The organism is Nocardia violaceofusca NBRC 14427 (genome assembly GCF_963869435.1).
GTDB lineage: Bacteria > Actinomycetota > Actinomycetes > Mycobacteriales > Mycobacteriaceae > Nocardia > Nocardia aobensis.
In genome coordinates, this window is record NZ_CAWMPM010000013.1 from 30678 (window position 1) to 43957 (window position 13280).

Genomic DNA, 13280 nt, shown 5'->3' on the forward strand with positions numbered 1-13280 from the left:
TCACTCGGCGTGCGGTGTCCGGCCGGATTCGGGACGGTGCCGCAGGCCGGACACGGCCGGATCCGCCACACCGATCTCGAGGCGGACCCGATCCTGATAGAAGCCGATGTGGTCCCGGATCAACGCCACCTCCGGATAGGGATCGTGGTACTCCCACGCGATCGGCTCGTCGCTGTCGTTCGGGCGCCAGTACCGGGCCCAGCCCTTGAAGGGGCAGCGGGAGGTGAGCTGTTCGTCCAGGGTGAGCAGGTCGAAGCGGATATCGGCGACCGGAATGTAGAACACGATCCCGTGGTCCTGTTCGGCGACGAGCAGGCTCGCGGTGGTCTCGGCCAGTACCCGATCGTCGTGCAGGACACGAATCAGATTGCGTATTCGCCGCACGTCGACGCGGTAGTCGGGCCAATCGGCGAAGCCGGACGATTCCATATGTTCCTCCGAAGGTGTGCCCCCGAGTGTGGGTGGTCAGAGTACGGTGCCGGCGCGGGTAGGGGTGGCGGTATCGGCGGGCCGGAACGCCCGCACCATCGCGTGCACGCTGTAGGACGCCATGAGCCGTCCGTCGGCGGCGTGTACCTGTCCTTCGCTCTGGGCGTGGCCGCGTCCGGCGTAGACGACGCGGGTGCTGTACAGCAGCCACTGAGTCACATCCGCATCGTCGTGAAAGGTAATGGTGGCCATGGTGATTCCGGTCGAGATCACGGAATGGGCCATCGATTCACCGTAGTCCGGATGCGGGCGCAACGCGGCGGCCACCGTCCAGTGTGCACACGATTGCGCCAGCAGCGCCGCATGCAGATGATCGGCACCCGGCGCGTCGCGGTATCGCGTCCACACGAACAGTTCCGGAGGACCGACGTGTCCGGGGTCGGGACTGTATCCGTCGCCGGCCACGCGTATGTCCCGGCCCTCGACTTCAGTGCCCGGAATATCCAGCGACGCAAGCTGTTCCGGCGGTTCGACCCTCGGCATCGGCGCCGCCGAACGGATCAGATCGGGTGCGCCTGCGTCCAGCAGTACGGTTCCCGCGCTCCGCAGGGCGCCGTCCTGCCGGATCCGGACGTGTGCCGTGCTGTAGGTGCGACCCGAGTGCAGCACCTCGACGTCGACGTCCAGCGGCGCGTCGTGGGCGGCGACCCGCGAGAAGATCATCGACGCCGACACCACGCGCTGCCGGGGTACCTCCTTGGCGGCCGCCACGATGGCGTCGCCGAGCATCTGGCCGGCCTCGACGACGTTGCGGACGGTCGGACCGTGGGCCGGGGCGACGTAATGGCCTGCGCCGCAAGAACGTACGTCCATGAGGCGCAGCAGCTCGGTTTGACTCCACGGTGGCCCGCCCGGCCCCGCTCCGGCATGCGGATCGTCCACCATCGGACCCCTCGCGTATATGATGTTCTCAGTATCGGAGAGTCATATTACCAAAGGGTCGTGCGCCGCATCACGAGCTCTGCTGCAACTCGGCCAGCGCATCCGCGAGGTGTGTGGTGAGGTCCCAGACGTCGGGAACGGCCTCCGGGCAGGCGACGATGCCGAAATCGAGGTGCCCGTCGTAGGACATCACGGTGATGTTCAGGCTGCCGGACAACTCGGTGAGCACCGAGACCGGATAGCTGGCCAGCACGCGAATGCCGTCGAGATACAGCGGAATCTGCGGTCCTGGGACATTCGAGACGATCAGGTTGACCAGAGGGAGGGTGGGGGCGGCGGCGCGCAGCAGCGCCCGCGTCGGCAGGCCGTGCAGGGCCGGTGTGAGCAAGGTGGTCAGTTCGTGCAGCAGGGTCGGTGGCTGTCTGCCGAATCGGTCCTTGGCCACGAGCAGATTGTTGTGCAGCAGTTTCAGCCGGGCGTGCGGATCGTGCTCACCGATCGGCAGCGGGGACAGCATGAGCGAGAACTGATTTCCCGCGGTGCCGAACTGTTCGGGCGTGCGCACCGAGACCGGGATCGCGGCCAGTAGGGGCCGGTCGACGGGGATTTCGCGGTCGAGCATCCAGTTGCGCAGTGCCGAGGTGCACAGGGCCATCACGACATCGTTGACCGTGCCGTCGATCGACTTCTTGATCGCCTTGACCGCATCCAGGGGCAGCGAGGTGTAGGCGACGCTGCGGGTCGTGGTGAGCGGGTGGTTGAACGGGACGGCGTCGTGTTTGGCGCGGAAGGCGTCCCGGGTGCGCAGCAGGGTCGGGACCGCGTCGAGCGCGGCACGCGTGCGAGCAGATTGGCGGGTCACCGCCTTGGGAGCGCTGCGGGCCAGCATCTCCACCATCGACGGCGTGCGGTCACGGCGGATGCCGGCCTCGGGAGGCGGTGTGGGCGTCGGTGTTTCGGAGATGTCGAGGATCGCCCCCATGATCTCCGCCGCGGATACGCCGTCGATCACCGCGTGGTGCACCTTCGTGTAGACCGCCTGGCGGCCGCCCGAGAGTCCGGAGACCAGGTGGCACTCCCACAGCGGACGGGATCGGTCGAGCGGCTGAGCGTGGCGGCGGGCGACATAGTCGGCGAGGTCGGCGTCGGTCGCCCCGTCGGGTAGTCGCACCTCGCGCACGTGGAAACCCAGGTCGACGGTGGCGCAGTCGTCCCAGTACGGCTCGTCGAGGCCCAGTGGCACGGTGCGGACCCGGCGGCGCAGCGGCGCCACCAGGTGCAGCCGGGCGGCGAACAGCCGCCGCAGGGTGCCGACGTCCAGGGCGCCGCGCGGCCCGCGGCCCGAGTCGAGCAGCATGACGGCGCCGATATGCATGGGCGCCGAGGCGGTTTCGCTGTCCAGCAGATGCAGGTCCAGCGCGCTCAACTGCCGTGGCGGTCCGGATTCCGCCGCGGCGGGGATCGTGGTCGACGGCGGCGTCGCCGCGCGCTGCGGTCCGGTGGCGAACGATTCGCCCGGCGTCCGGAGGTGGACGGTGGTCCCTTCCGCGTGCGAGACGGAGCTGGGCGAGACGGCCATCGTTACCTCCCGGGGGACGGTCCGGGGCGGTTCACCGGCGGCACGGGTGCACCGGATCGAGCCCGGACAGCTGGGTGGCGCCTCGGCGAGGCGCGGGACGGTGTTCGCACGGCGCTGGTCGAACGACGAGTCGTCTCGAGGTGCGAGACGTGGCAGCGAGTCTAGGGGCGATCGCGGCCGCCTGGGCTTCGCCGAGAATGCGAGCCCGTAAATTGTGTGCAAACACCCGATGTGGATCGGCCCGCGCCGACCGCGTCCCACCCCGTCTCTCGATGCGTCCCGCGGCGTCGGCCGACCGGTTACGATAGGTAAATGCCTTCGCGCAGCGTGCATTTCGTGGGGAGCTTCCCCGCCGCGAGCACGGATGAGGCGATGCGGGCGATGGCCGACGGTGCCGGTCCGCTGTTACAGACCCTGCCCACCGGTGAGACCCGCCGGTACGAATACTACGTCCGGCCGATCCTGGAGGACCTGGTCGCCCAGGGCGCGCTCGAGGTCACCCGGGCGGGGGAGTGGCGGACTCGGCGCGATCGACCTCGATACCGGGTACCGGAGGGCCGCACGGCGATCGGGGACGGTATGGACCTCGGGTATTCCAGGGAAGCGACCGAAGCGCTGCCGATCTTCTCCGCCGTGCGCGCCGATCTGGGCCGGCCCGGACTCGCGTTGCAGATCGGCATGCCGACCGATCTCACCCTGGCGTTCGTCGCATTGGGGCCCAATGGAATTCGCTCCGAACGCACCGCGTTCACCGAGGCCACCATGGGAGAGATCGCCGCCATCGCGCGGACGGGCGGCGACGATGTCGTCATCCAGTTGGAGGCCACCGCGGAGCTGGTGGCGATGGCGCTGACCCAACCCGCGCACCGCATGGTGGAGCGGCTGCTGGGCTCGGGCCGGGGAATCGCGGCGCTGGCCGCCGCGGCCCCGGAGGGCAGCCGGATCGGCGTGCACCTGTGCTTGGGCAGCCTGCACAACAAGGGCGTGCCGCTGCGCACCGCCCGGCCGTTCGTCGACCTGGCCAATTCCGTTGCGCGACAATGGCCTTCCGGACGTACGCTGGAGTACGTCCATGTTCCCTTCGCCGCGGGCGACAGACCGCCGGCTGCGGAGTCCCGGTTCTACGCGCCCCTCGCCGATCTGTCCCTGCCCGCGGGCACCCGCTTCTACGCGGGTGTCGTCCACGACGTGCCGACCGAGGATGAGCAGCGAAAGACGCTGCACACCATCGAAAATGCGCTGGGCCGCCGCGTCGACGGCGTCGCCTGCGCCTGCGGGCTCGGCCGTCGTCCCCGTGCCGTCGCGGACGCGCTCATGGCGCGCGCCGTGACACTGGCAGATTCGTGACGGGCCGACCGTCGTCTAGCCGGCTTTGTTGTATGCCTCGACGATGTCCTTGTGGATACGGCCACGGCTCGAGATCTCGTAGCCGTTGTTGCGCGCCCACTCCCGGATGGCGGCGGTCTGCTCGCGGTCCGGGGTCGTGCGGGCGGCGCCGGACTTGACGGCGCCCTTGCGGTTTCGGCCGACCTTGCGAGCGGACCCGGTCCACTGCTCGAAGATCTTGCGCAGTTTCTCGGCGTTCTTGGTCGACAGGTCGATTTCGTATTCGACCCCGTCGATGCCGAAGTGCACCGTCTGGTCGGCATCGGACTTGCCGTCGTAGTCGTCCACCAGCTCGACGATGACCTTCTTGGCCATGAAAACCCACCCTCCACTCAGCTCTTATGTGACGCGGCGAAAATGCTAATCGAGTTGGCGAGAGCGTCGTTGAGCAGGGTGAGAACAGTGGCTCGCGGGTCGGTTCGCGTCACGGGCGGAAGATCGCGCGCACGCAGCCTTCTCGTTTGTTCTTGAACAGGTCGTACCCGTGCACGGCGTCCTCCAGCGGGAGGTCGTGGGTGATCAGATAGGACGGATCGAGGTCGCCCGGCTGGATGTAGTCGAAGATGCGGCGGACGTAGCGCTGGCCGTGCTGTTGTGCGCTGCGGATCGTGAGGCTCTTGTTGGTGACGACGGCCATCGGGAACGCCAGCGCCAGACGTTCGCGATAGCGGTCGATGACGATCACGCGTTCGGCGCCGAACAGCCGCGCCGAATGCCCGGCCATCAGCCCGACCCCGCCGCTGCCCCAGATGGCGACCGCGAGCTACCCGGCGCCGCCGGGGGTAAACGCCAATTGCCGGAAGGTCGCGGAGTGTTCGAAACCGTCTCGTTCGCAACTTTTCCGAGTGGTAAGGTCTCGCGTCGCGGTGGCGTCACCACGGGTTCCGGTTCTGCGGAGTGTCCGTGAGTGGTACCGAATTTTCCGAAATGTCTTTCTTTCACAAGATTGCTGAGCTAGGTTCTCCGCTACGCCGGACACTCGGCGGATGAGAAAGTCGGAGGACACCGTGGAATTTCTTGGCTCTGTCGCTGGCATCCTGCAGATGGTGATCGGCACCATCCTTGCCAACACCGGTTCGGGTGGCTCCGGCTCCGGTTGGTGATCGCGACGGATTCGGCTCGCTACCGGCGAGCCGAATCCACCGCTCGGGTGTCGGCGGCGTCGCCGAGTCGCTCATCGGCTCAGTCGTTCACTGGTCGAGCGCATGCTCCGGTTGGCAGACGTGCATCGGTGACGGCAGGTACCGGACCATCGCGTCCAGCAGTGCGGCGGTGTCGTCGGTGCGTGGCGACGCATCGCACAGGATGGGCACCACGTCGCCGATCCGGGTGAGGCGGCGGATCCGGTCGTACAACTGTTGCGGCGGCAACTTCCCGGTGCTCGGCACGCCGGGGCGTGCGGTGTCCTGCGCCAGCACCGCGTCGACGAGCTCGTGATATCGCTGTTCGGCCACCGGCCAGTGGCTGCCGAAGAATTCGACGGCCATCGGTTCGAGTGCCCACATCGGGATCAGATCGACGACGCCCTCGAATGCGGCCCCGATACCGAGCGGAATCTGCACCGTCAGCGGCACCGCTCCGCGCGTGGCGGCGACAGTGCGCACGCAGCGGCCGAAATCCGCCGCGCGATGGTCGAGTCCGTGCACCAGGCACAGGCGGGCGACCTGATGGTCGTCGGCCACCCGCAGAATCGCCTCGACCCGCGCCGCGCTCGCCGCGGCCGCGTTCATCACCGCGACCACCCCGTCGGCTGTCCGCACGGCCCGTTCGAGTTCCGCGATCGGCGCGTGGCTCGACAGCTCGGTCAGGCGAATCGTGTGCTCGACGCGGTCGGTCACCCAGTCGACGGTGACCGCTGAGTGGGACCCGTTTCCGGCGGCCCGGCGGCGCAGCCGGTCGATGAGCGCCGCCGTCTCCCCGGGAGCCCCGACGATCGTGACGTTGCGAATCGACTGCGGGTCAATGATTTTCATGCCCATCGCGGTGTGGTACTCCAGATCGACTCGAGGGTGGGGGCCATCCTCGATCCGGTCACACCGTACCCGGGCGCGCGCATCGGCGGAGCGGATTTCCTCGCCAAAATAGAACGTGTTCCTATATCGTCGGCGCTGTGCAGAAAGAACAACGCCCCGCCGTGGAAGGCTGGTTCACTGCGGACGACGGCACCGTACGTCTCCAGGGAAGTCGCTGCGAGGTCTGCGGCACACCGTACTTCCCGCGGAACACGCTGGCCTGCCGCAACCCGCAGTGCGCGAGTCCGAAGGACGGATCCGAACTGGTCGAGTATCTGTTCTCCACGCGAGGCCGGATCTGGTCGTACGCGGACGCCCGCTACAAACCGCCCGCACCCTATGTGTCGCCGGATCCGTTCGAGCCGTACGTCGTCGCGGCGGTGGAACTCGAGGAAGAGCAGATGGTGATTCTCGGGCAGGTCGTGCGCGGCCTCACCGTGGACGACCTGGCCGTGGGCATGCCGGTCGAGCTGGCGCTGGGCGTGCTGTACGAGGACGAGGAAGCGGAGCACACGGTGTGGATGTGGAGGCCGGTCGATGCCTGACAACGAGCGCGATATCGCCGTCCTCGGTGCGGGTATGCACCAGTGGGGCAAATGGGGTCGCAATTTCGTCGAATACGGCCTGGTGGCCGCGCGGGCGGCACTGGCCGATGCCGGCGTCGACCACCGCGACGTCGGCTACATCGCCGGCGCGGACACGATCCGCAACGGCTACCCCGGATTCGTGTCGGGTGCGACCTTCGCCCAGGCGCTCGGCTGGTCCGGCGCCCGGATCTCGAGCAGCTACGCCGCCTGCGCCTCCGGTGCCCAGGCCATCGCCAACGCCCGGGCCCAGATCCTGGCCGGGCTGACCGATGTGGCGCTCGTGGTCGGTGCGGATGCCGCCCCGAAGGGGTTCTTCCAGCCGGTCGGCGGTGAACGCCGCGACGATCCGGACTGGTTGCGTTTCCATCTGCTCGGCGCCACCAACCCCATCTACTTCGCGCTCTACGCGCGCCGGCGGATGGCGCTGCACGGGGCAACGCTCGACGATTTCGCCGCCGTCAAGGTGAAGAACGCCAAGCACGGCCTGAACAACCCTTACGCGCGCTACCGTAAAGAGGTCGCGGCCGAGGAGGTCGCGGCCTCGGCGATCGTCTCCGATCCGTTGCGACTGCTCGACATCTGCGCGACCAGTGACGGCGGCGCCGCGCTGGTGCTGACGTCGATGGACTACGCCCGCCGCCACGGTATCGCCGATCCGGTCCGCATCCGGGCGCTGTCGACGGTCACGCCGACCTTCCCGAAAACCGTTCTCGATCTGCCGGACTTCGCGACCGACTCCGCGGTGGCCTTCGATACGCCCTCGCGGTCGTTCCGGTCCGCGATCGCGGATGCCGCCTACGCGGAGGCCGGACTCGGTCCCGCCGACCTGTCCTTCGCCGAGGTCTACGACCTGTCCACCGCGCTGGAGCTGGATTGGTACGAAGACATCGGGCTGTGCGAGATCGGCGGCGCCGAGGAGCTGTTGCGCAGCGGCGCAACTACTTTGGGTGGCCGCGTGCCGGTGAATCCCAGCGGTGGCCTGGCCTGCTTCGGTGAGGCCATCCCGGCGCAGGCGATCGCGCAGATCTGCGAACTCACCTGGCAGTTGCGCGGCCAGGCCGACGGGCGGCAGGTGGAGAACGCCCGCGCCGGTATCGCTGTGAACCAGGGCCTGTTCGGCCACGGTTCGGCGATCATCGCCACCCGCTGAACGGCGGTCGCGCAGCGGCCTCGCCACAGAACGATCCGGCCCGCCGCTTTCCGCGGCGGGCCGGACGCGGATGCGGTCATCGCAGCCACCGCGGTAATCCGCGCGGGCTCCGATCAGGTCGCCGAGGTCACGATATCCAGCTCGCCCGACGCATACCGAGCGCGCAGGACCTTCTTGTCGAATTTCCCGACGCTCGTCTTCGGTATCTCGGTGAGGAAGGCCCAGCGTTCCGGCAATTGCCAGCGGGCGAATTTATCGGTCAGGAAGCGCCGCAACTCGGCGGCGCCGGCGTGGGCGCCGGCCCGCAGCACCGTCGCGACGACCGGCCGTTCGTCCCACTTCTCGTCGGGCACACCGAATACCGCGGCCTCCGCGACGGCCGGATGCGCCATCACGGCGTTCTCCAGATCCACCGACGAGATCCATTCCCCGCCCGATTTGATGATGTCCTTGGCCCGGTCCACCAGGGTCAGATAGCCGTCGGGGCTGATGGTTCCGATATCGCCGGTACTCATCCACCCGTCGGGGACCGTGCCGGAATCCGCGGCCGCTTCGTTCGGGGCGTAGTAGGCGCCGGTGATCCACGGACCGCGAACCTGCAACTGGCCCAGTGACTTTCCGTCCCACGGCTGGACGGACCCGTCGTCTCCGATCAGACGCGCCTGCACCGAGGCGGGGAATCGCCCCTGCGTCGCGCGATAACGGAATTCCTCCGCGCCGGACGATCCCGGAGGCGGCCAGGCGATGGTGCCCAGCGGCGAGGTTTCGGTCATCCCCCACGCCTGGATGATCTCGACGCCGTGATCGTCGGCGAAGGCGCGAATCATCTGTGCCGGCACCGCGGCACCGCCGACCACCACCGAGCGCAGATGGGTGATGTCCTGCGGGCTCGCGGCGAGCGCGGCGAGGACCCCGTTCCACACCGTCGGCACCGCCGCGGCGGTGCTCGGACGTTCGGCGGCCATCAGCTCCAGCAGCGCCGCGGGCTGCAGGAACCGATCCGGCATGACGAGCGAGGCGCCGCACATCAGCGCGGCATACGGCAATCCCCAGGCGTTGGCATGGAACATCGGCACGATCGCCAGCATCGAATCCGTGCGCGAGATTCCCATGCCGTCGGAAGTGCACGCGTTCATCGAATGCAGCCAGTTGGAGCGGTGGGAGTAGACCACTCCCTTGGGGTCGCCCGTTGTGCCGGAGGTGTAACACATTGCGGCCGCGGATGTTTCGTCGATTCGCGGATACGGGTAGTCGGTGGCGTGGCCGGCGAGCAGATCGTCGAACGCATGCACCTCGATACCGTCGGGGGCGATCAGGTCGCTCGCATCGCCGTTGGTGACGATCACGTGCCGCACGGTCGTCAGCGTGGGCAGGACCGCGGCGAACGCGGTCGTCAGCGAACCGTCGACGATGATCACGCGGTCGGCGGCGTGCTCGATCACATAGGTCAGTTGCTCCGGAAAGAGCCGGATGTTCACGGTGTGCAGGACCGCGCCCATGGCGGGGACACCCGCGTAGGCGACCAGATGCTCGTTGTTGTTCCACATGAAGGTGCCGACCCGGTCGCCCGGGCGCACCCCCAGTTCGGCGAGCGCATGGGCGAGCCGGGCTGCCTCGGCGCCGAGCTCGGCATAGGTCATGACCCGGGAACCGGTCCCGGTCCAGGTGCGCACGGTGGCGTGGGGATGGGCCCGGGCGGCGAACCGCAGCAGGGTGGCCAGCGACAGGGGTTCGTCCTGCATGGTGCTCGGCATGGGGACGGGGAGGGCGGAGCGAGCCGGGGGTGTCATCGCGCGGAGGTACTTCCTTCATCGGGAGTGTGATGCGGACGTGCAGGCGGGCCGATGGGCCCGCCTGCACGTCAGGGGTGGGACGGGTAGTGCTAGCCGCGCAACGCGGACGCGAAAATGCCCGGCAGCGAGCCGAATCCGGGCTTCGCGGCGAATCCGGTGAGCCGGCGCAGCGTCGTGGCGCCGGTGCGGTTGGTGACGAACCACGGCGGTTTCGGCGAGAGCGTGAATTCGCCGTGGACGATGGATCGCGGCGCCGGCCGGAACGGTCCGTAGACGACCGTGCGCTCCGGCTCGGCGATCAGCAGGGCGTTGTGCACGACGCCGATACCGCTCTGGATGTCGTCGAGGGTGTGGCCGGGGAAGGCGCCCCAGGTGGCCCGCGCGGTGAGATACCCCAATCCGGTCCAGGCGTTGACCGCGACCGTCCCGTAGCGCAATGCCGCTAGGGCCGTGTCGAATTCGCTGCCGAGCCCGGCGATGGTGCGCGGATGCGCGATCAGGTTGACCCCGAGCGTGCCCTCGAACTCGTCGTTGCACACCCGCACCGCCTCGGCGAGGAAATCGTCCGCCGCGCCGGGAATTTCGACCACCCCGAGGACCGGCGCGAAATATTCGGTGTGCAGGGCGGACTCGCCACGGGTGGGCACCAGCCCCTCGATCAGTGTGCGCGGGCCGATCGCCTGGGCCTGCGGGTAGGCCGCGCGGGCCGCGGCCACCCGATCCCCGGAGCCGGGGTAGTAATCCGCCCGCTGGGGCGCCCGCTCGATCGCGGCCCGCAGTTCGTCGAGAAAACGCCGCTTCTGCGGCCACTCGGCGCTGATGACGGCCACCTGCGCGGCGACGCAGTTGTAGCCGTTGTTGTGCAGCCGCTGCGTCGCCAGATGTTCGGCCTGGAAACGCAGATCCGCGTCCGACCAGCGCCCCGGAACCACGATCGTCGGGGACACACCGCCGAGCTCGCTGGTGATCGGCTTGTCCAGCAACGGTTTTCCGCTCGCCTTGCGCTGCGCGCCGGCGCGCCCGGTGCCCCAGACGATGGCGTCGTGGGTGGCCGCGCTGCCGGTCATGTGCACCGCCGTCACCGCGGGGTGATGCACCAGGGCCGCGCCGACGTCGGCGCCGCCGGTGAGGATGCGCACCAGTCCGCGGTCGATCGCGGGAGCGAAGATCCGCTCCAGGACCGGCAGCAGGGGATCGGTGATCGGGTTGAGTTTCAGCGCGACGACGCGATTGTCGGCGAACAACTGGTACAGCACATCGAGCGGCGCGATCGAGAAGATGTTGCCCGCGCCCAGCACCACCCCGATGCCGCCGGTACTGCGGGGTGTCCGCTGGCCCAGCCCTGCCTGCGCGCGCAGCGTCCGCGCGTCCACGCCCGGCCGGGACCAGACCTCGGCGCGAAAACCGTTGAGCAGCAGCCGATCGAACAGTCCGTGCGGGAACACGTCGACCGCCACCCGGCCGCCGGGCGCCGGACGGATCGGGTATCCGTCGATCGGGCTGCGCCCGTTCTCCAGCGCGCGCACACTCTCGGCGAGCGACGCGGTGGCCGTGAGCAGTGAGTACGGTCCGCTCACCCACTCTTCGCCCAGCAGCGGTGAGTCGGCCGGCAGGCCCTTGATGCGGGCGGCGACATCCACCCATTCCCGCGCGTGCGCCGCGGTGGCCGCGTGCACCTGCTCGAGCAGGAGCCGGCGTTGCGCCAGATCGATAGTACCCCAGGTCTTTTCGCCGACGCGCAAGGCGGCGATCGCCGTATCGACGGCGGAGGTCAGCGCGCTGCTCATCGGACCGCTCCTTCGTGGTCGGCGGTGATCAGATCGGCGGCCTTCTCCGCGATCATGATGGTCGGGGCGTTGGTGTTACCGCGCACGACGCTCGGCATGACCGACGCGTCGGCGACCCGCAGACCCTCCAGTCCCAGCACCCGCAACTGCGGGTCGACCACCGAGCCGATGGCGCAGGTCGAGGTCGGGTGATACAGCGTCTGGGCGGTGCGGCGCGCGAAATCGAGCAGATCGTCGTCGAAATCCGATGCGGGAACGCTGAATTCGCCGGTGGTGACCTCGCGGATCGCGGCCCGGTCGGCGATGTCGAGTCCGATCCGCAGGCCGGCGATCATGGCGGCCCGGTCGGCCTCGGTGCCGAGGTAGTTGTGCCGGATACGCGGTGCGGTGGCCGGATCGGCCGAGCGCAGCGTCACCTCACCCCGGCTGGTCGGGTTGATCACGCAGGGGCCGAATCCGAAGCCGTGCGCGACCGCCGGTCCCATACCCTCGTCGTAGAACAGCGCGGGTGCCTGATGGAACTGCACATCCGGTCCCGCCAATCCCGGCCGCGTCTCGAAGAAACCACCCGCCTCACCGACATTCGAGGTCAGCGGGCCGCGGCCCTCGGTCTGCAACAGTGCGAGATTCTCCGGCGACAGCGCGGTCATCAGCGATTCGCGGTCGGTGCGGTAGTTCAGGAAGACCGCCGGATGATCCTGCAGGTTCTGCCCGACCGGCAACTCGCGCAGGACCTCGATCCCGAACGGAGCGATCGCCTCGGCGGGGCCGACGCCGGACAGCATCAGCAGCTGCGCCGAACCGTAGGCGCCGGCCGACAGCACCACCTCGCGCCGCGCGGCGATCAGCTCCGTCTCGGCGCCGCGGGCGATGAGCACGCCGGTCGCCCGGCCGCCGTCGAACACCACCTTGTGGGCGAGGGTGTCGGTGAGGACGGTGAGGTTCGGTCGTTCGAGCGCGGGGTGCAGGTAGGCGACGGATGCGCTGCAGCGCATACCGTTTCGCTGGGTCAGCTGGTAGCGGCCCACGCCCGTCTGGGTTGCCCCGTTGAAGTCGTCGTTGCGGCCGTAGCCGGCCTGTTCGGCCGCGGCGAGGAAGGCCTCGCCGAGGGGGTTGAGGGAGCGGCCGTCGCTGACCGACAGCGGGCCGCCGACGCCGTGATAGGCGTCCTTGCCGCGTTCGTTGTCCTCGGCCCGCAGGAAGTACGGCAGCACCTCGTCGTAGCTCCAGCCCTCGGCGCCGACGGCCGCCCAGCCGTCGTAGTCGGCCCGGGCGCCGCGGATGTAGATCATCGCGTTCATCGAGCTGGAACCGCCGAGCATGCGGCCGCGGGGCAGATACGCGCGGCGGCCGTACAAGCCGGCCTCGGGTTCGGTGTCGAGATCCCAGTCCAACGGCCCCTTGAACAGTGCCGGGAACGCCACCGGAATGTGGATCTCCTCGGCGGTGTCGCGCGGACCGGCCTCGATCAGGGCAACCTGGACATCGGGGTTCTCGGACAACCGGGCGGCCAGCACACAGCCGGCCGAACCCGCGCCTACGACGACGTAGTCGTACACGACGGCACCTCATTTCGATTCGCTACGAACGCGGGCCGATATGGCCCAGATCACTG

Annotated in this window: 11 protein-coding genes and 1 pseudogene; 3 read left to right on the forward strand and 9 right to left on the reverse strand. The window is 68.8% G+C overall.

Going from position 1 to position 13280, the window contains the following annotated elements:
* The 3 genes from AC5592_RS12055 to AC5592_RS12065 all read right to left on the reverse strand — a co-directional run bounded on the left by AC5592_RS12055 (position 1) and on the right by AC5592_RS12065 (position 2950).
* Positions 1-429 carry a DUF427 domain-containing protein gene (locus AC5592_RS12055; RefSeq protein ID WP_063064227.1) on the reverse strand — a complete coding sequence of 143 codons (429 nt, stop codon included), beginning with the start codon at positions 427-429 and terminating at the stop codon, positions 1-3.
* A 36-nt stretch (positions 430-465) separates the two neighbouring features.
* Complete coding sequence (locus AC5592_RS12060; RefSeq protein WP_051024659.1) at positions 466-1302, reverse strand: acyl-CoA thioesterase; 837 nt, start codon at positions 1300-1302, stop codon at positions 466-468.
* Positions 1303-1441: 139 nt separating this feature from the next.
* The gene (locus tag AC5592_RS12065; protein WP_083871269.1) at positions 1442-2950 is read right to left on the reverse strand and encodes a WS/DGAT/MGAT family O-acyltransferase; all 1509 of its coding nucleotides are present in this window, start codon (positions 2948-2950) and stop codon (positions 1442-1444) included.
* Between the two features lie 312 nt (positions 2951-3262).
* Here AC5592_RS12065 and AC5592_RS12070 point away from each other — a divergent pair, with 312 nt between their 5' ends.
* Positions 3263-4297, forward strand: a complete 1035-nt coding sequence (locus AC5592_RS12070) for a uroporphyrinogen decarboxylase/cobalamine-independent methonine synthase family protein (protein WP_063064229.1) — start codon at positions 3263-3265, stop codon at positions 4295-4297.
* A 15-nt stretch (positions 4298-4312) separates the two neighbouring features.
* Here AC5592_RS12070 and AC5592_RS12075 read toward each other — a convergent pair whose 3' ends face one another.
* From AC5592_RS12075 to AC5592_RS12085, 3 genes and pseudogenes are all read right to left on the reverse strand, one after another.
* A complete protein-coding gene (locus tag AC5592_RS12075; protein WP_036505585.1) occupies positions 4313-4651 on the reverse strand; it encodes a histone-like nucleoid-structuring protein Lsr2 in 339 nt (112 codons plus the stop codon).
* 109 nt (positions 4652-4760) lie between these two features.
* Positions 4761-5093: pseudogene (locus tag AC5592_RS12080) on the reverse strand (glutathione-dependent formaldehyde dehydrogenase); the annotation flags it as partial.
* 433 nt (positions 5094-5526) lie between these two features.
* Positions 5527-6309 carry a hypothetical protein gene (locus AC5592_RS12085; protein ID WP_232329323.1) on the reverse strand — a complete coding sequence of 261 codons (783 nt, stop codon included), beginning with the start codon at positions 6307-6309 and terminating at the stop codon, positions 5527-5529.
* Positions 6310-6446: 137 nt separating this feature from the next.
* Between AC5592_RS12085 and AC5592_RS12090 the strand changes: the two genes are divergently transcribed.
* Together AC5592_RS12090 and AC5592_RS12095 are read left to right on the forward strand one after the other, a co-directional pair.
* Positions 6447-6893, forward strand: coding sequence for a Zn-ribbon domain-containing OB-fold protein (locus AC5592_RS12090; protein WP_439956266.1), 447 nt, complete (start codon positions 6447-6449; stop codon positions 6891-6893).
* On the forward strand, positions 6886-8085 hold the full coding sequence (locus tag AC5592_RS12095) for a lipid-transfer protein (RefSeq protein ID WP_036505581.1): 1200 nt from the start codon (positions 6886-6888) through the stop codon (positions 8083-8085). Before AC5592_RS12090 ends, AC5592_RS12095 begins: the two co-directional genes overlap by 8 nt.
* A 113-nt stretch (positions 8086-8198) precedes the next feature.
* On the opposite strand, the gene AC5592_RS12100 is transcribed toward AC5592_RS12095, so the two are convergent.
* From AC5592_RS12100 to AC5592_RS12110, 3 genes are all read right to left on the reverse strand, one after another.
* The gene (locus AC5592_RS12100) at positions 8199-9839 is read right to left on the reverse strand and encodes a long-chain fatty acid--CoA ligase (RefSeq protein WP_063064232.1); all 1641 of its coding nucleotides are present in this window, start codon (positions 9837-9839) and stop codon (positions 8199-8201) included.
* 128 nt (positions 9840-9967) lie between these two features.
* Positions 9968-11665: an aldehyde dehydrogenase family protein gene (locus AC5592_RS12105; RefSeq protein WP_036505580.1), complete on the reverse strand. Its 1698-nt coding sequence runs from the start codon at positions 11663-11665 to the stop codon at positions 9968-9970.
* Positions 11662-13224 carry a GMC family oxidoreductase gene (locus AC5592_RS12110; protein ID WP_063064233.1) on the reverse strand — a complete coding sequence of 521 codons (1563 nt, stop codon included), beginning with the start codon at positions 13222-13224 and terminating at the stop codon, positions 11662-11664. The genes AC5592_RS12105 and AC5592_RS12110 overlap by 4 nt, the downstream gene beginning before the upstream one ends.
* Positions 13225-13280: the final 56 nt, after the last annotated feature.